Genomic DNA, 26,080 nt, shown 5'->3' with positions numbered 1-26,080 from the left:
ATACAGAAGGCTATCTATTGAGATTGCGGCAATTCCCGGCAATCGTCAAATCATTGCTTTTTGTTGCTGCGCGCCTGGCGCAGCACTTCATTGATCTGCGGCTGGTCAATCGGGCCGGTGATGCGATAGCGCAGTATCGAGACTTTGTTCCACAGCGGCCCCAGCACCTTGCTGGCGGCAAACACCGCCGCGCCGACAATCGGGTTGACAGCAAAAGCCGCCGCCACGCCGACGGTCGCGGAGATCTCCGGCGCGACCACCGCCTGCAGATCCAGCTGGCGACGCACCAGATCGACCGACCCTTTCATGGCAATGTCCGCCTCCAGACCATCCACCAGCGTATCATCGGTATGCAGTACGCCATCCTTAATCCATGCCGTACTGTTAATCGAGTCAAAGTAAAAACCTTCGCTGAAGGTATCGCTGAAGTCGAAGCGCAGTTTGCGCAGTAGGGCATCGACGCTCAGCAAACGCAGCAGCTGGCCTGCATGTCCGGTACTCAGGTCGGTAAACTGCCCCTTGCCGAGGTGGCTTTTAATGATTCCATTGAGCGAGGCGACATCGGGTGACCAGGGCGGCGCGCGCCAGTGGAGATCGTAGTCGATATCAAACGGCGAATCCTTCACCGGTGTGGAAACGCCAAAGAAATCCGCAAATTCATCCGTTTTATTGCCATGCAGTCTGCCTTTCAGCGAGGTGCGCACCCCGGAAGGGGCGTTAACCCACACGCCGTCGGTCGTCAGCCGGCCAAACCCGGTATCCACCAGGCCGTTGGAGAGCGTTAAGGTATCGCCCTTGATTGTCACATCGCCGTCGATGCGGCCATATTTTTGCCCCCACAGCCAGCATTCCGCGCAGCGCAGTTGCAGATCGGGCCAGCCGTGGAAATCCAGCCGCGTCTCCGCCTGAGAAGTCACGTTCTCCGTTCCGCCCTTGCCGCTGGCGCTGGCCGGGTTGAAATAGAGATAACGCACATTTGCCAGCCACGGGGCATTGTCGCGCATCGTCAGGGTGGCGTTGATCTCACGCCCCTGCGCCTCAACCTGCGAGCCGCCGGCGACCGGCTGCGACATCAGGCTGACGTTGTTCCATTGCTGGCCGGCCAGCGCCAGCGACGGCGTACGCAGCACAATGCGCGGTGGAAAGAGGACACTGCTGCTGACTTCATTCGCCGCGCCCTTCTGGAACAGCGCCAGCCATTGCGCGCCATCCATCGGCGGCAGATTGAGTTCAACGCCGGGCTGGTCGGGCAGCGGAGAGAGGCCTTTGCTATCCGTCGTGAGGATCGCTCTGTCCAGCGTCAGCTTACGGTTCAGCAACCAGCGGCTGTTGATATGATTCTTCGCGCCAACGGATCCGGTCAGGTCGAAGCTGCTCAGACCGCCGGCGACGTTAATTTTGACCGGCAGGGGTTCGCCAGCGGACTTGTTGACCGGTGAAGGTAAGTGACTGCTCACATTCTTCAGATCGCCATTGATATCAACCTTATAGCTGGCATTGCCATGGTACGGCAGTTCGATAGCGACCTTGCCCTCCCACGGAACGCTACCGCTCAGCGTCTCATTAACCGCTTTCGGCAGCAGTCCGGTACGCGACGGCTGCCAGGTGGCATTCATCCCGACATCCACCAGAAACGCTTTTTCGCCTTCGCGGGTGGAAAAATTGAGGTTCAGCGGCTGATTAAACCAGGTCGCGCTCAACGTTTGACTATTGAGATCGCCATTCACAAAGCTGAAATTACCGCTTAGATTCTGCAACGTAGTGTCTAATGGTTTGATAAACAAGGTATTATTCTGCAGCCGTACATCGCCTTTCGCGGTGGTCATCTCGCCATCGAGGGGGATATTCAGATGTAAGCGAGCGCTCACATCCCCATCCAGCTGCAGGGAATCCAGCGCTGCCCCGAGCGAGGCTTTCAATGGCGTGGTGTTGAAATAAGGGCCCACCTCTTTGCCCGGGCCTTTGATGTCAGCATCAATCAGCAGTTTTTCCTGCGCATAATCCGGGATCACGGCATCGAGATTGCTGGCGGTCACATTGCCGAGCATCGCTTTATCCGCCCGCATCCACAGGCCGCTGTTGATAAAATTGAGGTCGATATTCAGCCCGGTCAGCGCCGGCCAGTCCGGTTGAAAAGCGAAAGTGGCATTCTTCAGCGGGACGTAAACCTGGAACTGGCCTTCATTGTGCGGATACGGGAACAGATGTGGGTTACCACCATACACCAGCGTCGCATCGCGGGCCTGCCCGGCTTTAATCGCGCCGCTGAGATAGTCCACCAGCGCTTTGCCCATCAGGTTTTCCGGGAAGTAACGCCACGCCTGGCCGCCATCGTTGGTGCTGATCCCCGCCAGAATGCCCAGCCACGGATCGTCCCCCTGCGGTTGCAGATAGCGGAAGCCGCCGCGGGCGCGTACCCCCGTCGCCTGCACGTCAATATCGCGGCCATCAAGCATAAAGCCTTTGTCATTTTTCACCCAGCTGAGGGTGGCTTCGCCAGCGGCGATCTCCAGCGGGGCCCGGAAAACTCCGGCATACGGCATCTGCGCCTTCGTCATGCGGGCGCGCAGTTCCCCGTGCTCCACGCTGCCATTCAGGCTGCCGGAAAAGTGTTCCGCTCCCGGCAGGAGTTTCCACTGCTTCCACGCCAGATCGCTCCACTGCGCCTGAAAGCGCGTTTTCTCCGTCGCCTGCAGGGGAATATCGAGAGCCAGCAGATTGATTTTGCCGCTGGGCTGCGTGGTGCGCCAGAGTTCGCCCAAAGAAGGCGCCAGCTTATCGGCAAACGGCTGCAATCCGCTCAGGCCACTGAGCGCTAAATTGCTGGCGCGAATACGTAATTCATCGCTACGCTGATGACCGTCGCCACCGACATCCTGCTCCGGGATCCACGCCATCGCCAGCGCGCCGCTTGGCCACGGTTTATCGTCGATCGCGATCCGCGTATCGGGAATATAGAAGCCCCAGCTCTGCTTGTCGTGAGAGAGATGCGCCGTCAGGTTATCCACTGACAGATGATGAACCTCGCTATCCCCTTGCCAGCTGGCGCCCCCTTTTTTCAGCCATACGTCGCCGCTGGCTACATCGCCTTTTTCAATAGTCATCCAGCCTTCGAGGCTGAAGCGGGCGCTTTTCAGCGCGATATTGTCCTGCATCCAGCGGCCCAGCCAGGGTTTGACGTCAATATCGTCAGCCTGCAGCCAGACCCGGCCTTTATTCAGCAGGCCATCCTCATCGCGGAGATCCATCCGCACCTGCATGACGCCATGCTGGCCGGTGAGACTGGAAAGGCTGAGCTGCCCCTCGGCGCGGTGACGGTTCCTGCCGTTAAGCCAGGTCAGCTGCGGGACCGCCAGCTCCGCCCGCTGACCAGAAATGGTCAGGAAGCTCAGATGGCTGTCGCGCAGAGTAAAGTGGTCGAACTGACGTAAAAAGAGATCGCTGATGCGGTCGGTTTTCAGACTTTCGCCGCCGTCATTGGTCTGAATCGGGGTATTGGTATGGACCTGCAGCTGCCAGAAGGTGAGATCGCGAAACTGCCAGCGCATATGCAGCAGACTTTGCCAGACGTCCAGCGCCAGGGTCACGCGCTTGACCGCCATTGTCCCGCCATCCTTCAGCCCAACATGAATATCGCGGACATCTAATGTTGGGCCAAAAGTTTGCCAGCTGGCGGCGATCTGCGAGGCATCCACCGGCGTGCCGGTGAGGGCGGAGATTTTCTCCAGCAGCTGCGGACGCCAGGCGTCGAGCTGCGGCAACACGAGACGCAAGCCACTCACCAGCAGCGCGACGATAACAATCAATGTTGCCACGGTGAGCAATAAAATCCCGGGCAGTCGCCTCACGCCTCTCTCCTTGTCAGCCGCACAATGACGCGGTGTCTTACATCATAACCACATCGAACTGCTCTTGATTATAGAGCGGCTCAATTTGTACCTTCACCTGCTTGCCGACAAAGATCTCCACTTCCGCCAGCGCATGCGACTCTTCCCCTTTCAGGGTTTCCGCCACCGCAGGGGAAGCATAGACCAGGAAGCGATCGGAATCATAAGCATGATGCACGCGAACGATCTCACGCATAATCTCATAGCATACCGTTTCCACGGACTTTACCGTTCCGCGTCCGTGGCAGGTCGGGCATTCGTTGCACAGCACATGCTCCACGCTTTCGCGGGTGCGTTTCCGGGTCATCTCCACCAGACCCAGCTGGGAGAAACCGTTGATGCTGGTCTTCACCCGGTCTTTGCTGAGGGCCTGCTCCAGGGAGTGCAACACCCGCCGGCGATGGTCTTCATTGTTCATGTCGATGAAATCAATGATGATAATGCCGCCGAGGTTACGCAAACGCAGCTGGCGGGCTATCGCCTGGGTGGCTTCGATATTGGTATTGAAGATAGTATCGTCAAGATTGCGGTGCCCAACAAACGCTCCGGTGTTGATATCGATGGTGGTCATCGCCTCGGTCTGGTCGATGATCAGATAGCCCCCGGACTTGAGCTCGACTTTACGCTCCAGCGCGCGCTGAATTTCGTTCTCAACGTCAAAGAGATCGAATATCGGCTGACGGCCGCTGTAGTGTTCCAGCTTGCTGGTCATTTCCGGAATATATTCGGCGGTAAATTCCAGCAGCGCCTCATAGGTCAGCCGCGAGTCGACGCGAATACGATCGAGATGCGCATCGGCAAAATCCCGCAGCACGCGCTGAGCAAGGGCCAGCTCGCCGTACAGCTGATAGCGGGTCTGGTTGCGCTTTTTGCGCTCCATCACTTTGGTCCATACGCGCTTAAGATAGGCGGCATCGGCGGCCATCTCCTGCTCGTGGACCCCTTCCGCGGCGGTGCGAATGATAAACCCGCCCTGCTCGTCGCAGTACTCTGCCACGACCTTTTTCAGCCGCTCGCGCTCGGCTTCGCTTTCAATCCGCTGAGAGACCCCCACGTGGGAGGCGCCTGGCATAAAAACCAGATAGCGGGAAGGCAGGGTAATATCGGTGGTCAGACGCGCGCCTTTGGTACCGAGCGGATCTTTAACCACCTGAACCATCAGGTCCTGGCCCTGACGCACCAGCTCCGAAATATCGCGCACGGTAAACTGCTTTTGCTCCTCACCGGCAACGCATTCGGTATGCGGCATGATATCGGAGGCGTGGAGGAACGCCGCCTTATCCAGACCAATATCTACAAAAGCCGCCTGCATTCCCGGCAGCACTCGGCTAACACGACCTTTGTAGATATTGCCTACTATTCCGCGTCGCGCTTCACGCTCAATATGGATTTCCTGCAGAATACCGCCATCAATATACGCAACGCGCGTTTCGGATGGCGTTACGTTCACTAATAATTCAGCCGTCATCTTTATCCCTTTTCTTTACGCAGTGAGTTAAAGTTACTGAGCAACTCATACGTTTCCACCAGCGGTAAGCCGACTACGGCGTGATAGCTGCCATTAATCTTCCTGACGAAGCAGCCACCCAACCCTTGAATACCGTATGCACCTGCTTTATCTAAAGGCTCGCCGCTGGCCACATAATCGGCGATATCCTGCTCGCTGAGCGTTCGGAAGGTCACTTCCGTGACCACCAGACAATCCAACGTCTGCTGCTTATCCGCCAGCGCCACCGCGGTCATGACCTGATGGGTTTGGCCGGAAAGCAGGCGCAGCATCGCTGCAGCGTGTTCGGCGTCGCGCGGTTTTTCCAGCACTTCGCCGTTCAAAATAACAATCGTATCCGCTCCCAACACCGGCAAATCCCGCGATGCCAGCGCCACTCCGGCCTGCGCCTTTTCACGCGCCAGACGGACGACATAGTGCTGTGCGCTCTCCTGCGGCTGGCGCTGCTCCTCGATACCAGGAACCAGACGCTCGAACGCGAGACCAAGCTGAGTCAGCAGTTCCTGCCGACGCGGGGAACCAGAAGCAAGATACAGAGTTGTCATATCAACCTTATTGCACTGCAAATTGCTGACGCACTTTACGCATCAGCAGGAAGAGCCATGGCCAGAGGATACCGTTTACTACACTACTCCAGAATACTTCCGGACGGAAAGAGACGTTGATCACTAAAAACTCTGCCCAGAAAACAATGATATCCACGGCGAGGGATAACAGCATGACCACCAGCGCCTGTTGCCACAGCGCCAGGTTACGGAACAGCTGATACTTCAGCGCCACCAGATAGGCGACGATGCTTAAGGACAGCGCGCGAACGCCCAGCGTCGAGCCGCTGATGAGATCAAGAATAGCCCCCATCACGAAGCCCGTCCCCACGTTCACCCGGTGCGGCAGCGCGAGGATCCAGTACAGCAGGATCAATAATACCCAGTTGGGCCGGAAAACGCTGATGTCCGCCGGCCAGGGCATAATTTGCAGCAATAGCGCGATAAGAAACGAGAGCCAGATAACCCAGCGTCCCTGGCTACGGTAACTTGCCACTATTGCCCCCCTGCAGGCTGCGACGGCTGAGACGGCGTCAGCCCGGTGGCGGGCGCCGGCATCTGCGGCCCCATCGCATCCGGCGCAGGCAACACCTGCGGCATCATCTGCATCAGGCGTTCGTTAGCCACGCGATGAACCTCTTCCGGAGTCATCGGGTTAGCGCCATTGCGATCGGCGCCCCACAGCAGCAGCAGATAGCGCAAACGCTGCAGACCGGCCGTCGGACGCGCCTGGATCACCGTGTAGGCGCGCTGGGTGTCCAGTTTCACTGAAGAGACAACCCCAACCGGGTACCCTTCCGGGAAACGGCCGCCAAGACCGGAGGTCACCAGCACATCGCCGACGCGAATATCGGTATTGGCCGGCAGATGCTCAAGCTGGAGGTCGTCGGTGCAGCCGTTACCGGCGGCAATGACGCGAATGTCGTTACGCAGGACCTGGATCGGCAACGCATGGGTGGCATCACAGATCAGCAGTACCCGGCTGGTCATTTTCGCTACCGCCACGACCTGCCCCACCACGCCTTTATCGCTGATAACCGGCTGGCCTTCGTAGACGCCGTTGACGCTGCCCTTATCGATAACCACCTGATCGCTGTAGGGGTCGTTGACCGTTGAGATGACCTGGGTCACCATTTTTTGCTCGTCCTGGCGCAGCGGCGAGCCAAGCAGTTCACGCAGGCGCGCGTTCTCCTGCTTGTACTGGCCCAGCATCAGCAGATCGCTGTTTTTCAACAACAGCTCCTGACGCAGCGCGCGGTTTTCCAGTTCGAGCTGGTCACGGGTAGCCAGCGTCTGCGATACGCTGTCGAGCAGTTCCCGGGGACCATTAGAGACAAAGTAGAAAGGGCTGACGGCTGTATCCATGTACGTTCTGATTTGACTGAACGTACCCAGGCGGCTGTCGGCGATAATCACGCCAAGCGCCACCAGCACCGCCAGAATAAGGCGAATCTGTAGCGAGGGGCCACGGCTAAAAATTGGCTTCATAGGCTATGCGTATTCTCGTGTCAGTAAAGACCTGGGGCAGCGGGTAAGCCACCCCGGACCTTCAGGCTGACTACTCTTCGCTAAACAGGTCGCCGCCGTGCATGTCGATCATTTCCAGCGCCTTGCCGCCGCCACGCGCTACGCAGGTCAGCGGATCTTCAGCAACCACGACTGGAATACCGGTTTCTTCCATTAACAGACGGTCCAGGTTGCGCAGCAGCGCACCACCGCCGGTGAGAACCATCCCGCGCTCGGAGATATCAGACGCCAGTTCCGGCGGGCACTGCTCAAGGGCAACCATGACCGCGCTCACGATGCCGGTCAGCGGCTCCTGCAGCGCTTCAAGAATTTCGTTTGAGTTCAGGGTGAAACCGCGTGGCACGCCTTCCGCCAGGTTACGGCCGCGCACTTCAATTTCACGCACTTCATCGCCCGGGTAAGCCGAACCGATTTCATGTTTGATACGCTCAGCGGTCGCTTCACCGATCAGGGAGCCGTAGTTACGACGCACGTAATTGATGACGGCTTCGTCGAAACGGTCGCCGCCGATACGCACGGAAGAAGAGTAAACCACGCCGTTCAGGGAGATAACCGCCACCTCGGTGGTACCGCCGCCGATATCCACCACCATGGAACCGGTCGCTTCAGAAACCGGCAGGCCAGCGCCGATCGCGGCCGCCATCGGTTCTTCAATCAGGAACACTTCGCGAGCGCCTGCGCCCTGCGCGGATTCACGGATAGCACGACGCTCAACCTGGGTGGCGCCAACCGGCACGCAGACCAGTACGCGCGGGCTCGGGCGCATAAAGCTGTTGCTGTGCACTTGTTTGATAAAGTGCTGCAGCATCTTTTCCGTCACGAAGAAGTCAGCGATAACGCCGTCCTTCATCGGGCGAATCGCCGCGATATTACCCGGGGTACGGCCGAGCATCTGCTTCGCTTCATGACCCACGGCGGCGACGCTTTTCGGCGATCCGGCACGATCCTGACGAATGGCCACCACGGAAGGCTCATTCAATACGATGCCTTGTCCTTTTACGTAAATAAGGGTATTCGCGGTACCCAGGTCAATGGACAGGTCATTGGAAAACATGCCACGAAATTTTTTTAACATACTAAGGGATAATCCTGAAAGCTGGGGCGGAAAACAAAATCCGCTTACTTTACCAACCACACGCAGCAGCGACAAGGCGCAAAAATCACCTGCTGCGGTGAAAATTAGTGCAGTTCATTTCCTTTGTTACAAATTTTTCCGACTCCGTTCATTGCTGAAATCTTCAGCAGCGCTCCACGCCTGAATTTGTAACCTGTCAAAGGAGGGTCACTGGCATTTACATTGCGATGATCCGGCAGGTAGACAAGCACACCCCCTTCACGATGGCGCGCGTTATTCTACGTGAAATCACGCTAAACGGCAGATCAAACCGAGTATCTTTGCGAATATTTTTTCACATTTGTGTCAAGTGGCTGTGAGGCGGCAAAAAATTCCCCCTGCCCGCCCGTGACACCGCATTGGGACAGTACCAGCCACTCGCTGCGGCTGCGTACGCCCGTCGCAAAAACTTGCATAGGCATGCCTTTACAGGCTTCCACCAGGCTTTGCACCAGCAGCTGGTTCTCGCTGCGCTTTTCGATATTGCGCGCCAGCCCCGGATGCAGTTTGATCAGCTCCGCATCCAGCTGCTTGATCCAGCTAGTTCCCACCAGGGTTAACCCTGCCTGAACCACCGCCACCCGAACGCCAAGCGCGTTAACCAACCGCATAACCGGCTGCAGACGGCCGATATATTGACAAACATCTGCCTCAGCAAGTTCAAAAATAATCCGCTGACGCTGCGATTTTTCACACTGCATCAGAGCATCACGCAGCCAGCGCTGGAATCGCGGACGGATCAGCGACTCCACCGACAGCTGGAGCGCCAGATTCTCCTCGGGCCAGAAGCCTAAAAATGGCAGCAGGCGCGTCACCTGCAGGCGGTCATACTCCTCCGCCAGGCCAAACTGCAGCACCATCGGCATATACTCGGCGGCGATCACCTCTTCCTTACCGTCGTACATCCGCGACATCAGTTCACGGTGATGCACCCGGCCATCGCGAGTGACGGCGGGTTTCTGATACAACCGCGGCCCGCCGCGGCTCAGCATCTGTTCGATCAGCGTCCGCCAGCGAACGTTGCCGCGGCCTTTCTCCGGAAGGGTATCGTCATAGACCGACCAGCTGTTGCTGCCCTGCAGCACCGCGTTGCGCGTTGCTGCTTCAGCATGTTCCATCACTTGCGCCGCCGATTGTCCACTGCGGAAAGAACAGATGCCGATATGCATCATATCGTCACGATCGAGAATGCGCGTCGGAGGCAGCGCGTCCATGGCCTTCAGCAACAGTCCGGCGATGCTATCCGCCTCTTTTAACGTGCGGTGCGGCAGCAGCACGGCGAAGTCGCTACGGTGATAGCGGGCCAGCAGCGCGCCAGGGTAACGCATAATAAAGGTAGAGAGCAGGTTGATTAGCGTGAAGTAATGTTCTTCGGCCGCCGCTCGTCCCCAGTTGTCCCGCAGCAGATCAAACTCCGGCAGACGGATCATCATCACGATGCCGTACGCCCCCACCTTCTCCTGATCTTCCAGCAGCGTGGCCAACTGATTGTCAAAAAACAGGCGATTGTTCAGCCCGGTTTTGGAATCCTGTGCCGCATAGGAGCGAATCAGCGTATCCATCCGGCTGCGCTGATCGCTGGCGAATTGCAGCTCCGACAGCAGCATATCCAGCGCGCTACTGGTGCTGGCAGGCCATTCATAGACTGACCCGCGCACCTGCGGCCCGCGCTCGCCGCTCAGGATGCGCGTGGAACGAAGCTCAAGCAGTTCCTGACCTGCCAGCTGGCGGCGTATCCAGCGGACGGCGAAGAAAATAATCACCACCATGAAGCCGATGGAGATCGACAGCGGGGCGGTGATTGACAGCGAACGGAAATAGTTCACCATCGGGTCAACGTAGACCAGATGCAGGGTGATACCGGGATGTTTCAACGACGGGACCGTGATCTCACGGAATTGCTCATGACTGCCCAGCGGGCGGTAGCTGTCGGTTCGGGAGTGGCTGTAGAGCGGTTTACCGTTAAGCATGAAATCGATATGCACGATCTCTATCGGCGTCATCAGCTCATCCAGCTGCGGCTCAAGCTTATCAAAAGAGGTGGTGATGAGCCGGTTATCCAGCATGGTCGCCACCGCCTGAACCCGGTTTTCGACCTTGTTCTCAATGCCGTTGTAAAAACTCAGCGAAGCGCCAATCAGCGTGACAAAGATGGTCAGGCTAGTTAGCAGCGTGATAAAGGCTGAGAACTTCGTCGTTAATCGCATCCCTGTGTTAACTCCGCGAGTGAATGACTGCCCGATGAACCATCAGGCTCCCGTGCCGGCGCGCGCCTTGACGCTAGCATTAACCTTTTAAAGCGCGACGCATACTATCAAAGATGGCGAGTCTGGCAATGGAATGCGTATTATCGGCGAAAGTATGCCGATAGCGAGTATAGTCGGCAGAAAAAATTTGCCAATCGCTGCCCGCCTGCGGCCTGCGCCAGAAGCGCTTTAATTTTAGACGCTGGATGGCAAACCCGCGCCAGCGGCGCACATTATTGCTAATTTTCCATCCTGCCAGCCTCCCGCCCGCTTTTTTCCCCTGCTAAAGATGCCGGGTCAGGCGCGTTAAAGGAAACGTCTTGCGCCACTTTCCGATGATTCCTGGACGACCGCGCCCCAGCTTCGGCGGTGGCGAATGCGCCTAATGTGCAATTTTTCGTGACATATTCGCGATTCATCGCCGCCTCCGTCATGCTTAGGGAAACGCATGACGGAGGACACCATGAAAAGAAAAAAACTGACGGAAGCCGACGTCACGGCCGAATCCGTTTTTATGCTCCAGCGGCGCCAGGTGCTGAAAATGCTGGGCATCAGCGCGACCGCCCTTTCGCTTCCCGCCGCCGCACAGGCCGACCTGCTGGACTGGTTTAAAGGCCACGACCGTCCGCCAGCCCCGGCGGGCAAGGCCCTGGACTTTGCTAAACCCGCTGAATGGCAGGCTAACCTGACGCTTACTCCGGAAGATAAAGTCTCCGGCTACAATAACTTTTATGAATTCGGCCTCGATAAAGCCGATCCGGCGGCGAACGCGGGTAGTCTGCGCACCGATCCCTGGACGTTGACCATCGGCGGTGAGGTGGCGAAGCCGCTGACCCTTGACCATGACGATCTGACCAAACGCTTCCCGCTGGAAGAGCGTATTTACCGTATGCGCTGCGTGGAAGCCTGGTCGATGGTGGTCCCCTGGGTCGGCTTCCCGCTGCATAAGCTGTTGGCGCTGGTGGAGCCCACCAGCAACGCGCGCTATGTGGCCTTCAAAACCCTCTATGCCCCGGATCAAATGCCCGGGCAGAAAGATCGGTTTATCGGCGGCGGGCTCGCTTACCCTTACGTGGAGGGGTTGCGGCTGGATGAAGCGCTGCACCCGCTGACGCTGCTCACCGTCGGGGTGTATGGCAAAGCGCTGCCGCCGCAAAACGGCGCGCCGGTCCGCCTTACCGTGCCGTGGAAGTACGGTTTCAAAGGCATTAAATCCATCGTCAGCATTGAACTGACCCGCGAGCGGCCACCGACCACCTGGAACCTCGCGGCGCCGGACGAATACGGCTTCTTCGCCAACGTCAATCCGCACGTCGATCACCCCCGCTGGTCACAGGCTAGCGAGCGGTTTATCGGTGCCGGCGGCGTGCTCGATGTGAAACGTCAACCGACGCTGCTGTTTAACGGCTATGCCGACGAGGTGGCGTCGCTGTATCGCGGCATGAATCTGCGGGAGAACTTCTAGTGCGTTTCACCGTCAAACAGATCGCCTGGTTGAAGGTTTTACTTCATCTGGCGGGGTTTTTGCCGCTGGTCTGGTTATTCTGGGCCGGGCACCAGGGCTACTTTAGCGCCGATCCGGCCAAGGATATCCAGCATTTTACCGGCAGGATGGCGCTGAAGTTTCTGCTGGCGACGCTGCTGGTCTCCCCGCTGGCGCGCTACGCGAAACAGCCATTATTGATTCGCGTTCGCCGCCTGTTAGGTTTATGGTGTTTCGCCTGGGCGACCCTGCACCTGACCAGCTATACCCTGCTGGAGCTGGGCATTAACAATCTGGCGCTACTGGGCTCGGAGATTATCAACCGCCCCTATCTGACGTTAGGCATGGTCAGTTGGGCGATCCTGCTGGCGCTGGCGGCGACGTCGACGCAGGCGATGCAGCGAAAACTGGGCCGCCGTTGGCAACTTTTACACAACTTCGTCTATCTGGTGGCGATCCTCGCGCCGATTCACTACCTGTGGTCAGTGAAGATCCTCTCACCGCAGCCCATCATTTATGCCCTGCTGGCAGTCGCGCTCCTGGCATGGCGTTACAAGAAGTTTCGCCAGTGGTGGCGCTGAATCCGGTAATGTGCAGTTTCCCGCAGATCCTTTATCAACCGCGACTCTTTTTAAGATAGCGGTTGATAATCTTCCCTGATAAGACCAGTATTTAGCTGCCAATTGCTACGAAATCGTTATAATGTGCGACTTTGGCTTTCCTGACAGGGTTTTCTGACCCTGAAAAGGTGACAAGGGCGCATTGAAGGTATATGTTGTTTTTTACCCGAAAATGGCAGGAGATCGCCACACGATGGCAGACAAGTTTCACATTTTGCTTTTGAATGGTCCAAACATTAACATGCTCGGTACCCGCGAGCCAGAGAAGTATGGATCTCTCACGCTGGCTGAGATTGTTAACCATTTAACATCTGAAGCAGCGGCGCTGAATGTGAGCCTGGATCACCTGCAGTCCAACGCGGAGCATGCGTTAATCGACCGAATTCATCAGGCTAAAGACAACGTGGACTATATCCTGATTAATCCGGCCGCGTTCACGCATACCAGCGTAGCAATCCGTGACGCGTTGCTTGCCGTGAACATCCCGTTTATCGAGATTCACCTGAGCAATGTGCATGCACGCGAACCCTTCCGCCAGCATTCGTATCTGTCAGATATCGCCGCTGGCGTTATCTGCGGACTGGGGGCGGACGGCTATTCATACGCTTTACAGACGGCGGTAAAACGCCTGTCACAATCACACTAAACAAAGAGTACGGAACCCACTCATGGATATTCGTAAGATTAAAAAACTGATCGAGCTGGTTGAAGAATCAGGTATCTCCGAACTGGAAATTTCTGAAGGCGAAGAGTCTGTTCGCATCAGCCGCTCTGCACCGGCCGCAAGCTATCCGGTTATGCAGCAGGCTTATGCTGCGCCGATGATGCAGCCTCAGGCACCTGCCGCCGCGGCTGCCGCGCCAGCTGCAGCAGCAGAAGCGCCGGCAAAAGCGGAAATCAGTGGTCACATCGTACGTTCCCCGATGGTTGGTACTTTCTATCGTACGCCAAGCCCGGACGCGAAAGCGTTTGTGGAAGTTGGCCAGAAAGTTAACGTGGGCGACACCCTGTGCATCGTCGAAGCGATGAAAATGATGAACCAGATCGAAGCCGACAAAGCCGGCGTGGTGAAAGCCATTCTGATCGAAAGCGGCCAACCGGTAGAATTCGACGAGCCGCTGGTAGTTATCGAGTAACGAGGCGAACATGCTGGATAAAATTGTCATCGCTAACCGTGGCGAGATCGCACTGCGCATCCTGCGTGCCTGTAAAGAACTAGGCATCAAGACCGTTGCTGTGCATTCCACCGCGGATCGCGATCTAAAACACGTATTGTTAGCGGATGAGACGGTCTGCATCGGTCCGGCTCCGTCCGTAAAAAGCTATCTGAACATCCCGGCTATCATCAGCGCCGCTGAGATCACCGGCGCGGTAGCAATTCACCCGGGGTATGGCTTCCTCTCTGAGAACGCCAACTTTGCTGAGCAGGTTGAGCGCTCCGGCTTTATCTTCATCGGCCCGAAAGCCGACACCATCCGCCTGATGGGCGACAAAGTGTCCGCGATCACCGCCATGAAAAAAGCCGGCGTCCCGACCGTACCCGGTTCTGACGGCCCGCTGACCGACGACATGGACGCTAACCGCGCCCATGCCAAACGCATCGGCTATCCGGTGATCATCAAGGCCTCCGGCGGCGGCGGCGGTCGCGGTATGCGCGTTGTGCGCAGCGATGCTGAACTGGCCCAGTCCATCTCCATGACCAAAGCGGAAGCCAAAGCGGCTTTCAACAACGACATGGTCTACATGGAGAAATACCTGGAAAACCCGCGTCACATCGAAATTCAGGTGCTGGCGGACGGTCAGGGTAACGCTATCTATCTGGCTGAACGTGATTGCTCCATGCAGCGCCGTCACCAGAAAGTGGTCGAAGAAGCGCCGGCGCCGGGCATCACCCCGGAACTGCGTCGCTACATCGGCGAGCGTTGCGCGAAAGCCTGTGTCGATATCGGCTACCGCGGGGCGGGTACCTTTGAGTTCCTGTTCGAAAACGGCGAGTTCTACTTCATTGAAATGAACACCCGTATCCAGGTAGAGCATCCGGTAACTGAAATGATCACCGGCGTTGACCTGATCAAAGAGCAGCTGCGTATCGCAGCCGGTCAGCCGCTGTCCATCAAGCAGGATGAAGTGGTGGTTCGCGGCCATGCGGTGGAATGCCGTATCAACGCCGAAGACCCGAACACCTTCCTGCCGAGCCCGGGTAAAATTACCCGTTTCCACGCGCCGGGCGGCTTTGGCGTGCGCTGGGAGTCCCATATTTACGCCGGTTACACCGTACCGCCGTACTATGACTCCATGATCGGCAAACTGATCTGCTACGGCGAAAGCCGTGACGTGGCGATTGCCCGCATGAAGAATGCGCTGCAGGAGCTGATCATCGATGGCATCAAGACCAACGTCGATCTGCAGATGCGCATTATGAGCGACGAGAACTTCCAGCATGGTGGCACCAACATCCACTATCTGGAGAAAAAACTCGGCTTGCAGGAAAAATAATTCTGCATTCTCAGCAAAAGGCCGGATTTTCCGGCCTTTTTTCTTTTTCTCTCTCCTCATCTATACCATGCGGTACAATCCCCGCTTTCTTCATCCTCAAGGGACAAAAAATGGACAAACGCTTTGTTCAGGCCCACAAAGAAGCGCGCTGGGCGCTGTGGCTGACCCTTCTCTATCTTGCCGCCTGGCTGGCCGCCGCCTATCTGCCGGGGGTGGCTATCGGTTTTACCGGCCTGCCCCACTGGTTTGAAATGGCCTGCCTGCTGGTTCCGCTGCTGTTTATTCTGCTGTGCTGGGCGATGGTCAAACTGGTTTTTCGCGACATTCCTCTGGAGGACGATGATGCAGTTTGAGGTCATTATTCCCCTGATCGCCTATCTGGTGGTGGTGTTCGGCTTATCCCTTTACGCCATGCGAAAACGAGCCTCAGGAAGCTTTCTGAATGAGTACTTTCTCGGCAGCCGCTCGATGGGCGGCTTCGTGCTGGCCATGACGCTAACCGCCACCTATATCAGCGCCAGCTCATTTATCGGCGGACCCGGCGCCGCCTATAAATACGGCCTGGGCTGGGTGCTGCTGGCAATGATCCAGCTTCCCGCCATCTGGCTGTCGCTGGGCGTACTGGGAAAAAAATTCGCCATTCTTGCGCGCCGTTACAACGCCGTCACCCTCAATGACATGCTGTTTGCGCGCTACCAGAGTCGTCTGCTGGTCTGGCTGGCCAGCCTGAGTCTGCTGGTAGCCTTCGTTGGCGCCATGACCGTCCAGTTTATCGGCGGTGCCCGCCTGCTGGAGACGGCTGCGGGTATTCCCTACGATACCGGTCTGCTGATCTTCGGCATCAGCATCGCGCTGTATACCGCTTATGGCGGCTTTCGCGCCAGCGTGCTCAACGACACCATGCAGGGCATGGTGATGCTGATCGGCACGATCGTGCTGCTGGTGGGGGTGATCCACGCCGCCGGCGGGATTGGCCATGCGGTAGAGACCCTGCAGTCGATCGATGTCAAGCTGGTGTCCCCTCAGGGGGCGGAAGATATCCTCTCACCAACCTTTATGGCCTCGTTTTGGGTGCTGGTCTGCTTCGGCGTGATAGGCCTCCCGCATACCGCCGTGCGCTGTATCTCCTACAAAGACAGCAAAGCCGTGCATCGCGGCATCATTATCGGCACCATCGTGGTGGCGATCCTGATGTTTGGCATGCACCTGGCCGGCGCGTTAGGTCGGGCGGTGATCCCTGACCTCACCGTACCGGATCTGGTGATCCCGACGCTGATGGTCAAAGTGCTCCCGCCCTTTGCGGCAGGGATCTTTCTGGCCGCGCCGATGGCGGCGATTATGTCGACGATCAATGCCCAACTTCTGCAAAGTTCCGCTACGATCATCAAGGATCTGTATCTGAATTGGCGTCCGGATCAGGCGACTAACGAAAAGCGGCTAAAACGCATGTCCGCCGGCATTACGCTCCTGTTGGGTGTCCTGCTGCTGCTCGCGGCCTGGCGACCGCCAGAGATGATTATCTGGCTGAACCTGCTGGCCTTCGGCGGCCTGGAAGCCGTCTTTCTGTGGCCGCTGGTGCTGGGCCTGTATTGGGAACGTGCCAACGCGGCTGGCGCGCTGAGCGCGATGATCGTGGGTGGTGTACTGTATGCCGTACTTGCCACGCTGAAAGTGCAGTTTCTCGGCTTCCATCCGATCGTTCCCGCGCTGCTGCTGAGTTTACTGGCGTTTGTGGCAGGGAATCGTTTCGGCCGTCCCGCACCACAGCCACCTATTTTGACTACTGATAAATAAAGAGTTTTGCTATGCCATGGATCCAACTGAAACTAAATACCACCGGCGCGAACGCTGAAGATCTTAGCGATGCGCTGATGGAGGCCGGATCGGTCTCGATCACCTTCCAGGATACGCACGATACGCCGGTATTTGAGCCGTTACCCGGGGAAACCCGGCTGTGGGGCGACACCGACGTGATCGGCCTGTTCGATGCCGAAACCGATATGAAAGCGGTCGTTGCCCAACTGGAGCAGCACCCGCTGCTGGGCGCCGGATTCGCGCATAAGATCGAGCAGCTGGAAGATAAAGACTGGGAGCGGGAATGGATGGATAACTTCCATCCGATGCGCTTCGGTGAGCGGCTGTGGATCTGCCCGAGCTGGCGCGACGTTCCGGATGAAAATGCCGTCAACGTGATGCTCGATCCGGGTCTGGCCTTCGGTACCGGCACGCACCCGACGACATCCCTGTGCCTGCAGTGGCTCGATGGACTCGACCTCAACGGAAAAACGGTCATTGATTTCGGCTGCGGTTCCGGCATCCTGGCGATTGCCGCGCTGAAGCTGGGAGCCGCAAAAGCGATCGGCATTGATATCGACCCGCAGGCTATTCAGGCCAGCCGCGATAACGCACAGCGTAACGGCGTCTCTGAGCGTCTGGAGCTCTATCTTCCTCAGGACCAGCCCGAGTCGATGAAAGCCGACGTCGTGGTCGCCAATATCCTGGCTGGCCCGTTACGTGAGCTGGCGCCGTTAATCAGCGTCCTGCCCGTTTCAGGCGGTTTGCTGGGGCTTTCCGGCATCCTTGCCAGCCAGGCGGAGAGCGTCTGTGAAGCCTACGCCGATCTCTTCACCCTTGACCCGGTGGTCGAGAAAGAGGAGTGGTGCCGGATCACCGGCCGGAAAAACTAAGTGCAATGCGGCCTGTGGGCCGCATTTTTGTTTCCAGTAGCCACCAAATAATGCCAGGAAATGAGAGGCAGATCGCACTACAGAGCACTTTTTTGACTATAAAAACAGCGTTTTATATCGCCTGGTAGCGAGTTTGTCTAAGAAAAATCGAGAAGTTTTATGATTTTATAAATGGACACAAATTATCCATCAGCCATTAAATCAATGATTAATATAAGTATTTATTCATCCCTTTTACGTTAGTCCCGGATTCATTGATCTGCAACAGAGGATTGCTCAAAGTTTGGCCTTTCATCTCGTGCAAAAAATGCGTAATATACGCCGCCTTGCAGTCACAGTATGGTCATTTCTTAACTCATGCGCATCGGACACCACCAGCTCAGAAATCGCCTGATCGCAGCGCCCATGGCTGGCATTACTGACAGACCATTCCGGACGCTGTGCTACGAGATGGGAGCGGGTTTAACCGTTTCCGAGATGATGTCCTCTAACCCACAGGTGTGGGAGAGCGACAAGTCCCGTTTACGGATGGTGCATATTGATGAGCCCGGTATTCGTACCGTGCAAATCGCCGGTAGCGTGCCGGAAGAGATGGCTGCCGCCGCGCGGATTAACGTGGAAAGCGGCGCCCAGATTATTGATATCAATATGGGATGCCCGGCGAAAAAGGTGAATCGCAAGCTTGCAGGTTCAGCCCTCTTGCAGTACCCCGACCAGGTGAAGTCGATCCTGACGGCGGTCGTGAATGCGGTGGACGTTCCTGTGACTCTCAAGATTCGCACCGGTTGGGAACCGGAACACCGTAACTGCGTAGAGATTGCCCAACTGGCCGAAGAGTGTGGCATTCAGGCTCTGACTATTCACGGACGCACCCGCGCCTGCTTGTTTAACGGAGACGCTGAGTACGACAGTATTCGGGCAGTTAAGCAGAAAGTTTCCATTCCGATTATCGCGAATGGCGACATTACTGACCCGCTTAAAGCCAGAGCTGTGCTCGACTATACAGGGGCTGATGCCCTGATGATAGGCCGTGCAGCTCAGGGAAGACCCTGGATCTTTCGGGAAATCCAGCATTATCTGGACACTGGAGAGCTGCTGCCCCCGCTGCCGCTGGCAGAGGTCAAGCGCTTGCTTTGTGCGCACGTTCGGGAATTGCATGACTTTTATGGTCAGGCAAAAGGGTACCGAATCGCGCGTAAACACGTCTCCTGGTATCTTCAGGAACATGCTCCAGATGACCAGTTTCGGCGCACATTCAACGCCATTGAGGATGCCAGCGAACAGCTGGAGGCGTTGGAGGCATACTTCGAAAATTTTGCGTAATAGAAATAAAGAGCTGACAGAACTATGTTCGAACAACGCGTAAATTCTGACGTACTGACCGTTTCTACCGTTAACTCTCAGGATCAGGTAACTCAAAAGCCCCTGCGTGACTCGGTTAAACAGGCACTGAAGAACTATTTTGCTCAACTGAACGGTCAGGATGTGAATGACCTGTATGAGCTGGTACTGGCTGAAGTTGAACAGCCCCTGTTGGACATGGTGATGCAATACACCCGTGGTAACCAGACCCGCGCTGCCCTGATGATGGGCATCAACCGCGGTACGCTGCGTAAAAAACTGAAAAAATACGGCATGAACTGATACTAGTCAGTTGCTTGCTTGATATAAAAGGCGCTCTTCGGCATGGGGAAGCGCCTTTTTTATTACCTGCGACAGCGGGACACATCACTGATTCACCGCCCGCAGTACCGGCGCCTCCGATACATGAGCAGCACAGACTACCGCCATAACATTATCCACCAGCGCAGGCGCCTGCTGATAAAGATCGAAGCGTTGCGGATCGAGCAGCCAGTTTTTAATCAGCCCGGAAAAGGCGCTGTGTAAAACAATTAATATCACTTCAATATTTGTTTCGGCTGGCAATATATTGTTACGCACACAGCGCTGAAGCATGCCGCCAATCAGCGAATAATTAAAACCAATGCGCTGGCGAATTTCGTTTTCCGAAAGCATATCATTGGCAAACTCGCAGCGCTGATAAAGAATTTGCATCAGCGCGCGCTGGCGAGGATTCGCAGCAATATAGCGGAGCCCGGTAATAAACCGCTCGCGCAATGCATTTAACGGCTCCTGTTCATTCTCTGTTACGAGGCTATGCTGAATCAAATCCCTGAGCGGTGGCTGCTGCTGCCACATTTCATTAAACAGCTCAGTCTTACTGGCAAAATGCCAGTATACGGCGCCGCGGGTCACTCCCGCCGCATCAGCAATATCCGTCAGGGTTGTGTTGGTCACCCCCCGCAGGGCGAACTGCTGGATCGCGGACTCAATCAGGAGCTGCCGCGTGCGTAGCGCCTCTTCTTTCGTTTTTCTAGCCATACAAGCCCCTTCCCGTCAGACAGGTTATTCAGGATTTTCTGAAGATCGCTTAACCTAACATTTGTCATGGAATATTTTTTAGCAAAAATGCAGACAAGTTAATTCTGAAGCTGCCGCCAAATAAATTACCCAAAATAATATTAATAAATAACCCATTCACTGAATTGATGTCTATTTATTAAGTTTTACAATTGAGGTAAATAGCAAAAAAATCCTGCGCGCTTTTTTGTTTTTGCGTGCCTTGCTGATTGCTCAAAAATAAGTATCCCTTACATCCAGCGGCGTTTATTTGTAGGATGGCAAACTGCTTTTTAATTCCCTCTTTCTTTCACAGATTCGCCGCCGAATTTGGCACGTAATCTATAAGGAACCGCCATGACAACTCACGCCAGAGTGACACTTTTATCCGGTTTAATTATCTCGGCCTTATTGCTTACCGGCTGCGATAATTCGGACAACCCGCAACCCCATGCCCAGGCGCCGCAGGTGACGGTCCATGTCGTGAACAGCGCGCCGCTGTCGGTCACCACCGAACTGCCAGGCCGAACTTCAGCTTTTCGCGTGGCGGAAGTCCGCCCTCAGGTAAGCGGTATCATCCTGAAGCGTAACTTTGTTGAAGGAAGCGATGTCGAAGCAGGCCAGTCGCTCTATCAGATTGATCCGGCAACCTACCAGGCGGCGTGGAACAGCGCCAAGGGCGATGAGGCTAAAGCCGAAGCCGCAGCCGCCATCGCCCATTTAACGGTGAAACGCTACGTTCCGCTGCTGGGCACCAAGTATATCAGTCAGCAGGAATACGATCAGGCGGTGGCCACCGCCCGCCAGGCCGACGCTGACGTCATCGCCACCAAAGCCTCCGTGGAAAGCGCCCGCATCAACCTGGCCTACACCAAAGTGACCTCTCCCATTAGCGGACGCATCGGTAAATCGAGCGTCACCGAGGGAGCGTTGGTCACCAACGGTCAGTCGGATGCCCTGGCTACCGTCCAGCAGCTCGATCCGATCTACGTCGACGTGACGGAATCCAGCAATGACTTCATGCGCCTTAAGCAGGAAAGCCTGCAACGCGGCGGCGACACCAAAAGCGTTGAGCTGGTGATGGAGAACGGTCAGGCCTATCCGCTTAAGGGTTCGCTGCAGTTCTCCGACGTGACTGTCGATGAAAGTACAGGTTCAATTACCCTGCGCGCTATCTTCCCTAACCCACAGCATGTCCTGCTGCCGGGAATGTTCGTTCGCGCCCGCATCGATGAAGGCACCGATCCGCAGGCCATCCTGGTGCCGCAGCAGGGGGTGACCCGTACGCCGCGGGGCGATGCCTCCGTCATGCTGGTGAATGACAAAAACCAGGTTGAAACCCGTCAGGTGGTAGCTTCCCAGGCCGTGGGCGATAAGTGGCTTATCACCAGCGGGCTGAAGCCGGGCGATAAGGTGATTATCAGCGGCTTACAGAAAGTCCGTCCAGGCGTCACCGTTAAAGCAGAAGCGGAGCGTGCGGCACCGGTCGCACAATAAGGATACCCAGCCATGTCTAAGTTTTTTATCCATCGACCAGTCTTTGCCTGGGTGCTGGCGATCATCATGATGATTGCCGGAGGTCTGGCCATTCTGCAGTTGCCGATAGCGCAGTATCCGACGATAGCGCCCCCTGCGGTGGCGATCTCCGCTACCTATCCTGGTGCGGATGCCCAGACCGTGCAGGACACGGTCACTCAGGTTATTGAGCAGAACATGAACGGTATCGACAACCTGATGTATATGTCGTCGACCAGCGATTCCGCCGGCTCAGTAACCATCACGCTTACCTTTAAGTCCGGCACCGATCCGGATATCGCCCAGGTGCAGGTGCAAAACAAACTGCAGCTGGCCACCCCGCTGCTGCCTCAGGAAGTCCAGCAGCAGGGAATTAGCGTAGAAAAGTCCAGCAGCAGCTTCCTGCTGGTGGCCGGCTTTATCTCTGATAACCCGGTCACTACCCAGGACGATATTTCCGACTATGTCGCCTCTAATGTTAAAGATCCCATCAGCCGCCTCAACGGTGTGGGCGATGTCCAGCTGTTTGGCGCACAGTACGCCATGCGCATCTGGCTGGATGGCAACCTGCTGAACAAATACAACCTGACGCCAGTGGATGTCATTAATGCGCTGCAGGTTCAGAACGATCAGATCGCCGCCGGCCAGCTGGGCGGTACGCCAGCGCTAAAAGGCCAGCAGCTCAATGCGTCGATCATTGCCCAGACGCGGCTTAAAGATCCGCAGGAGTTTGGCAAGGTCACGCTGCGGGTCAATGCCGATGGCTCTGTCGTCCATCTGAAAGATGTCGCCCGCATTGAGCTGGGCGGAGAGAACTACAACGTCGTCGCCAGAATTAACGGTAAGCCCGCCTCTGGTCTGGGTATTAAGCTTGCGACCGGCGCCAACGCGCTGGATACCGCCACGGCGATTAAAGCGAAGCTAGCCGAACTGCAGCCTTACTTCCCCCAGGGAATGAAGGTGGTCTATCCGTACGATACGACCCCTTTCGTTAAAATCTCTATTCACGAAGTGGTCAAAACGCTATTTGAAGCGATTATTCTCGTCTTCCTTGTCATGTATCTGTTCCTGCAGAACATGCGCGCAACGCTCATTCCGACCATTGCCGTGCCCGTCGTGCTGTTGGGCACCTTCGCCGTACTGTCGATGTTTGGCTACTCCATCAACACCCTGACGATGTTTGGCATGGTGCTGGCGATAGGTCTGCTGGTCGATGACGCTATCGTAGTAGTGGAAAACGTTGAGCGCGTGATGGTTGAGGAAAAACTCTCGCCAAAAGAAGCGACGGAAAAGTCGATGTCGCAGATCCAGGGGGCGCTGGTGGGTATCGCCATGGTGCTCTCTGCGGTATTCGTGCCGATGGCCTTCTTCGGCGGTTCCACCGGCGCGATTTATCGCCAGTTTTCGATCACCATCGTTTCCGCCATGGCGCTCTCCGTGCTGGTTGCCCTGGTCCTGACGCCAGCGCTCTGCGCCACGTTGTTAAAGCCGTCCTCGGTCGAACACCATGAGAAAAAAGGCTTCTTCGGCTGGTTTAACGCCCGCTTTGACCAGAGCGTTAACCACTACACCAACAGCGTCAGCGGTATTTTGCGTGGAACCGGCCGTTACCTGGTGATCTATCTGCTGATCGTCGTGGGAATGGCCGTGCTGTTTATGCGTCTCCCGACATCCTTTCTACCCGATGAAGACCAGGGGGTCTTCCTGACCATGATCCAGCTGCCCTCCGGCGCCACCCAGGAGCGGACACAGAAAGTGCTGGATACCGTGACCGACTACTATCTGCATAACGAGAAGGCTAACGTCGACAGCGTCTTTACCGTTAACGGCTTCAGCTTCAGCGGTCAGGGACAAAACTCCGGCATGGCGTTTGTCAGCCTGAAACCCTGGGAAGCGCGCAGCGGTGATGAAAACAGCGTGGAGTCCATCATCAAGCGAGCCACCGTGGCCTTCAGCCAGATCAAGGACGCCATGGTTTTCCCGTTCAACATGCCTGCCATTATTGAGCTGGGTACCGCCACCGGCTTCGACTTTGAGCTGATCGACCAGGGCGGGCTAGGTCATACCGCCCTGACGCAGGCGCGCAATCAACTGCTGGGCATGGTGAAACAGCATCCGGATCAGCTGGTGCGGGTACGGCCTAATGGGCTGGAAGATACGCCGCAGTTCAAACTGGATGTCGACCAGGAAAAAGCGCAGGCGCTGGGCGTATCGCTCTCCGATATCAATGAAACGATATCAGCCGCGCTGGGCGGGTACTACGTCAATGACTTTATTGACCGTGGTCGCGTCAAGAAAGTGTACGTCCAGGCTGATGCCCATTTCCGTATGCTGCCGAGCGACATTAACAATATGTATGTTCGTAGCGCCAATGGCGAAATGGTCCCGTTCTCCGCCTTCGTCACTTCGCGCTGGATTTATGGCTCGCCGCGTCTGGAACGCTACAACGGTTTACCCTCCATGGAAATCCTCGGTGAAGCCTCGCCGGGTAAAAGTACCGGGGAAGCCATGGCGCTGATGGAAGCGCTGGCCAGTAAGCTGCCGGGCGGCATTGGTTACGACTGGACCGGGATGTCTTACCAGGAACGCCTTTCCGGCAACCAGGCTCCCGCGCTTTATGCCATCTCGCTGATTGTCGTCTTCCTGTGCCTGGCGGCGCTGTATGAGAGCTGGTCGATTCCATTCTCAGTCATGTTAGTGGTTCCGCTGGGGGTGATCGGCGCGCTGTTAGCCGCCACGCTGCGTGGGCTGAATAATGACGTGTACTTCCAGGTAGGCCTTCTGACCACGATCGGTTTGTCGGCGAAGAACGCGATCCTGATCGTCGAATTCGCCAAGGATCTGATGGAGAAAGAGGGGAAAGGGATCATTGAAGCAACCCTGGAGGCATCGCGGATGCGCCTGCGACCCATTCTGATGACCTCTCTGGCTTTTATTCTCGGAGTCATGCCGCTGGTGATTAGCCATGGTGCCGGCAGCGGGGCGCAGAATGCGGTAGGTACCGGCGTCATGGGCGGGATGCTAACCGCGACACTGCTGGCGATCTTCTTTGTTCCGGTCTTCTTTGTGGTCGTCAGACGACGTTTTACCCGGCACGCTGAATAACCCGGCCTGGTTTTAAAGGCGCCCCCTGCGGGCGCTTTTTTTTCGCCTGGCATATTAGCAGCTCGCTCAGCTTCCCCCTATCTGACAACCTCTATCGCATGCGGCAGCGCGGGGAGACGATCTTTCTCTCCATCTTTTCTGCATATTCCCCTGCTTATCTTCACGATATTTACGTGGCTCATATATTGAGATGATTTCGGCATCCGGGCCGGACAATCCGCGGTGATAAAATAAGCCATTCCGTTCTGCACTGGCTCTCAGTACAACCCTGCGGATTATCCAGAGGTAATATCATGAAAAAGTATTTAATCGTGGCGCTGCTGGCCTCTCTGCTGGCAGGCTGTGCCCATGACTCTCCCTGCGTGCCGGTTTATGACTCGCAAGGCCGCTTAGTCCACACCAATACCTGTATGAAGGGCACAACAGAAGACAACTGGGACACGGCAGGCGCGATCGCCGGGGGAGCCGCCGCGGTAGCCGGCCTCACGTTAGGGATCGTCGCGCTGACCCGCTAATTCACCCCCGACCAGCAGATACTGGGGCTAGCGTCGAACCTGTATCTGCTCTTCTGCGCATCATCCACATGACAACCGGGCAAATAAACTCTCTGTCCCTTGCTGCATTACGAGCAAATCGACTTTGACGGGTTTCCCCCTGGTGGCAGGACTGTTTATCAACAGATAACAGATAACACAAAAGCAGAAGGCCCAGTCTTTCGACTGGGCCTTCTGCTTTATTTGATGCCTGGCGATTCCCTACTCTCACATGGGGAGACCCCACACTACCATCGGCGCTACGACGTTTCACTTCTGAGTTCGGCATGGGGTCAGGTGGGACCGCCGCGCTATTGTCGCCAGGCAAATTCTTTACAACGTGCCGAACTTTAACCTAAAAAGTGGTGCTGATACCCAGAGTCGAACTGGGGACCTCACCCTTACCAAGGGTGCG

21 protein-coding genes, 1 rRNA gene and 1 pseudogene are annotated in these 26,080 nt (G+C 56.5%); 13 read left to right on the top strand and 10 right to left on the bottom strand.

Annotated features, from left to right (window positions below):
- Positions 1 to 50: 50 nt before the first annotated feature.
- The 8 genes from yhdP to ABLU73_RS00080 form a co-directional block, all read right to left on the bottom strand.
- The gene (gene yhdP, locus ABLU73_RS00115) at positions 51 to 3,848 is read right to left on the bottom strand and encodes an AsmA2 domain-containing protein YhdP (RefSeq protein WP_065878044.1); all 3,798 of its coding nucleotides are present in this window, start codon (positions 3,846 to 3,848) and stop codon (positions 51 to 53) included.
- A 37-nt stretch (positions 3,849 to 3,885) separates the two neighbouring features.
- Entirely contained in the window at positions 3,886 to 5,355 is a 1,470-nt protein-coding gene (gene rng, locus ABLU73_RS00110) for a ribonuclease G (RefSeq protein ID WP_004206239.1), read from the bottom strand.
- 2 nt (positions 5,356 to 5,357) lie between these two features.
- Positions 5,358 to 5,939: a nucleoside triphosphate pyrophosphatase gene (locus tag ABLU73_RS00105; protein ID WP_004206240.1), complete on the bottom strand. Its 582-nt coding sequence runs from the start codon at positions 5,937 to 5,939 to the stop codon at positions 5,358 to 5,360.
- Between the two features lie 7 nt (positions 5,940 to 5,946).
- On the bottom strand, positions 5,947 to 6,435 hold the full coding sequence (gene mreD, locus ABLU73_RS00100) for a rod shape-determining protein MreD (RefSeq protein WP_002918648.1): 489 nt from the start codon (positions 6,433 to 6,435) through the stop codon (positions 5,947 to 5,949).
- The gene (gene mreC, locus ABLU73_RS00095; RefSeq protein WP_004206242.1) at positions 6,435 to 7,427 is read right to left on the bottom strand and encodes a rod shape-determining protein MreC; all 993 of its coding nucleotides are present in this window, start codon (positions 7,425 to 7,427) and stop codon (positions 6,435 to 6,437) included. Before mreC ends, mreD begins: the two co-directional genes overlap by 1 nt.
- Positions 7,428 to 7,497: 70 nt before the next feature.
- Positions 7,498 to 8,541, bottom strand: a complete 1,044-nt coding sequence (mreB, locus tag ABLU73_RS00090; RefSeq protein WP_002918653.1) for a rod shape-determining protein MreB — start codon at positions 8,539 to 8,541, stop codon at positions 7,498 to 7,500.
- 305 nt (positions 8,542 to 8,846) lie between these two features.
- Positions 8,847 to 10,787, bottom strand: coding sequence for an RNase E specificity factor CsrD (gene csrD, locus ABLU73_RS00085; protein ID WP_004206243.1), 1,941 nt, complete (start codon positions 10,785 to 10,787; stop codon positions 8,847 to 8,849).
- 79 nt (positions 10,788 to 10,866) lie between these two features.
- Positions 10,867 to 11,058 carry a hypothetical protein gene (locus ABLU73_RS00080; protein ID WP_049093703.1) on the bottom strand — a complete coding sequence of 64 codons (192 nt, stop codon included), beginning with the start codon at positions 11,056 to 11,058 and terminating at the stop codon, positions 10,867 to 10,869.
- A 231-nt stretch (positions 11,059 to 11,289) separates the two neighbouring features.
- On the opposite strand from ABLU73_RS00080, the gene msrP reads away from it, so the two are divergent.
- From msrP to fis, 10 genes and pseudogenes are all read left to right on the top strand, one after another.
- Positions 11,290 to 12,291, top strand: coding sequence for a protein-methionine-sulfoxide reductase catalytic subunit MsrP (gene msrP / locus ABLU73_RS00075; RefSeq protein WP_017899937.1), 1,002 nt, complete (start codon positions 11,290 to 11,292; stop codon positions 12,289 to 12,291).
- Complete coding sequence (gene msrQ, locus ABLU73_RS00070; RefSeq protein WP_004206245.1) at positions 12,291 to 12,890, top strand: protein-methionine-sulfoxide reductase heme-binding subunit MsrQ; 600 nt, start codon at positions 12,291 to 12,293, stop codon at positions 12,888 to 12,890. Before msrP ends, msrQ begins: the two co-directional genes overlap by 1 nt.
- A gap of 232 nt (positions 12,891 to 13,122) precedes the next feature.
- Positions 13,123 to 13,575, top strand: a complete 453-nt coding sequence (aroQ, locus tag ABLU73_RS00065) for a type II 3-dehydroquinate dehydratase (RefSeq protein WP_004206246.1) — start codon at positions 13,123 to 13,125, stop codon at positions 13,573 to 13,575.
- A gap of 22 nt (positions 13,576 to 13,597) precedes the next feature.
- The gene (gene accB, locus ABLU73_RS00060) at positions 13,598 to 14,065 is read left to right on the top strand and encodes an acetyl-CoA carboxylase biotin carboxyl carrier protein (RefSeq protein WP_004206250.1); all 468 of its coding nucleotides are present in this window, start codon (positions 13,598 to 13,600) and stop codon (positions 14,063 to 14,065) included.
- Between the two features lie 10 nt (positions 14,066 to 14,075).
- Entirely contained in the window at positions 14,076 to 15,425 is a 1,350-nt protein-coding gene (gene accC, locus ABLU73_RS00055) for an acetyl-CoA carboxylase biotin carboxylase subunit (protein ID WP_004174096.1), read from the top strand.
- 110 nt (positions 15,426 to 15,535) lie between these two features.
- A complete protein-coding gene (locus ABLU73_RS00050) occupies positions 15,536 to 15,778 on the top strand; it encodes a DUF997 family protein (RefSeq protein WP_004206253.1) in 243 nt (80 codons plus the stop codon).
- Positions 15,768 to 17,219 (top strand): sodium/pantothenate symporter, encoded by a 1,452-nt coding sequence (gene panF / locus ABLU73_RS00045; protein WP_004206255.1) that lies wholly within the window; start codon positions 15,768 to 15,770, stop codon positions 17,217 to 17,219. The genes ABLU73_RS00050 and panF overlap by 11 nt, the downstream gene beginning before the upstream one ends.
- Positions 17,220 to 17,230: 11 nt before the next feature.
- A complete protein-coding gene (gene prmA, locus ABLU73_RS00040) occupies positions 17,231 to 18,112 on the top strand; it encodes a 50S ribosomal protein L11 methyltransferase (RefSeq protein ID WP_004144971.1) in 882 nt (293 codons plus the stop codon).
- 357 nt (positions 18,113 to 18,469) lie between these two features.
- Positions 18,470 to 19,478 (top strand): annotated as a pseudogene (gene dusB / locus ABLU73_RS00035) (tRNA dihydrouridine synthase DusB).
- Positions 19,460 to 19,756: a DNA-binding transcriptional regulator Fis gene (fis, locus tag ABLU73_RS00030; protein WP_000462905.1), complete on the top strand. Its 297-nt coding sequence runs from the start codon at positions 19,460 to 19,462 to the stop codon at positions 19,754 to 19,756. Before dusB ends, fis begins: the two are co-directional and overlap by 19 nt.
- Before the next feature lie 84 nt (positions 19,757 to 19,840).
- Here the strand turns inward: fis and envR are convergent, their stop codons facing one another.
- Positions 19,841 to 20,494, bottom strand: coding sequence for an acrEF/envCD operon transcriptional regulator (gene envR / locus ABLU73_RS00025; RefSeq protein ID WP_004206257.1), 654 nt, complete (start codon positions 20,492 to 20,494; stop codon positions 19,841 to 19,843).
- A gap of 375 nt (positions 20,495 to 20,869) precedes the next feature.
- Here envR and ABLU73_RS00020 point away from each other — a divergent pair, with 375 nt between their 5' ends.
- From ABLU73_RS00020 to ABLU73_RS00010, 3 genes are all read left to right on the top strand, one after another.
- Positions 20,870 to 22,009: an efflux RND transporter periplasmic adaptor subunit gene (locus ABLU73_RS00020; RefSeq protein ID WP_017899939.1), complete on the top strand. Its 1,140-nt coding sequence runs from the start codon at positions 20,870 to 20,872 to the stop codon at positions 22,007 to 22,009.
- A gap of 12 nt (positions 22,010 to 22,021) precedes the next feature.
- Positions 22,022 to 25,132: an efflux RND transporter permease subunit gene (locus tag ABLU73_RS00015; RefSeq protein ID WP_264923562.1), complete on the top strand. Its 3,111-nt coding sequence runs from the start codon at positions 22,022 to 22,024 to the stop codon at positions 25,130 to 25,132.
- Positions 25,133 to 25,425: 293 nt separating this feature from the next.
- Positions 25,426 to 25,647 (top strand): membrane protein, encoded by a 222-nt coding sequence (locus ABLU73_RS00010; protein WP_004206262.1) that lies wholly within the window; start codon positions 25,426 to 25,428, stop codon positions 25,645 to 25,647.
- Between the two features lie 227 nt (positions 25,648 to 25,874).
- Here ABLU73_RS00010 and rrf read toward each other — a convergent pair.
- Positions 25,875 to 25,990: ribosomal RNA gene (gene rrf / locus ABLU73_RS00005) — 5S ribosomal RNA — on the bottom strand.
- Positions 25,991 to 26,080: the final 90 nt, after the last annotated feature.

This window comes from Klebsiella sp. GG_Kp175, from assembly GCF_040062325.1.
Taxonomy (GTDB): domain Bacteria; phylum Pseudomonadota; class Gammaproteobacteria; order Enterobacterales; family Enterobacteriaceae; genus Klebsiella; species Klebsiella quasipneumoniae.
Note: the sequence above shows the minus strand (reverse complement) of the source record. Positions and strands in the feature narration are given on the sequence as shown.

Excerpts from the sequence above, each read along its gene's own strand:
- rng (WP_004206239.1), bottom strand. The coding sequence starts at position 5,355 with ATGACGGCTGAATTATTAGTGAACGTAACGCCATCCGAAACGCGCGTT.
- ABLU73_RS00105 (WP_004206240.1), bottom strand. The coding sequence starts at position 5,939 with ATGACAACTCTGTATCTTGCTTCTGGTTCCCCGCGTCGGCAGGAACTG.
- mreC (WP_004206242.1), bottom strand. The coding sequence starts at position 7,427 with ATGAAGCCAATTTTTAGCCGTGGCCCCTCGCTACAGATTCGCCTTATT.
- mreB (WP_002918653.1), bottom strand. The coding sequence starts at position 8,541 with ATGTTAAAAAAATTTCGTGGCATGTTTTCCAATGACCTGTCCATTGAC.
- csrD (WP_004206243.1), bottom strand. The coding sequence starts at position 10,787 with ATGCGATTAACGACGAAGTTCTCAGCCTTTATCACGCTGCTAACTAGC.
- msrP (WP_017899937.1), top strand. The coding sequence starts at position 11,290 with ATGAAAAGAAAAAAACTGACGGAAGCCGACGTCACGGCCGAATCCGTT.
- aroQ (WP_004206246.1), top strand. The coding sequence starts at position 13,123 with ATGGCAGACAAGTTTCACATTTTGCTTTTGAATGGTCCAAACATTAAC.
- accB (WP_004206250.1), top strand. The coding sequence starts at position 13,598 with ATGGATATTCGTAAGATTAAAAAACTGATCGAGCTGGTTGAAGAATCA.
- accC (WP_004174096.1), top strand. The coding sequence starts at position 14,076 with ATGCTGGATAAAATTGTCATCGCTAACCGTGGCGAGATCGCACTGCGC.
- ABLU73_RS00050 (WP_004206253.1), top strand. The coding sequence starts at position 15,536 with ATGGACAAACGCTTTGTTCAGGCCCACAAAGAAGCGCGCTGGGCGCTG.
- panF (WP_004206255.1), top strand. The coding sequence starts at position 15,768 with ATGCAGTTTGAGGTCATTATTCCCCTGATCGCCTATCTGGTGGTGGTG.
- prmA (WP_004144971.1), top strand. The coding sequence starts at position 17,231 with ATGCCATGGATCCAACTGAAACTAAATACCACCGGCGCGAACGCTGAA.
- fis (WP_000462905.1), top strand. The coding sequence starts at position 19,460 with ATGTTCGAACAACGCGTAAATTCTGACGTACTGACCGTTTCTACCGTT.
- envR (WP_004206257.1), bottom strand. The coding sequence starts at position 20,494 with ATGGCTAGAAAAACGAAAGAAGAGGCGCTACGCACGCGGCAGCTCCTG.
- ABLU73_RS00020 (WP_017899939.1), top strand. The coding sequence starts at position 20,870 with ATGACAACTCACGCCAGAGTGACACTTTTATCCGGTTTAATTATCTCG.
- ABLU73_RS00015 (WP_264923562.1), top strand. The coding sequence starts at position 22,022 with ATGTCTAAGTTTTTTATCCATCGACCAGTCTTTGCCTGGGTGCTGGCG.
- ABLU73_RS00010 (WP_004206262.1), top strand. The coding sequence starts at position 25,426 with ATGAAAAAGTATTTAATCGTGGCGCTGCTGGCCTCTCTGCTGGCAGGC.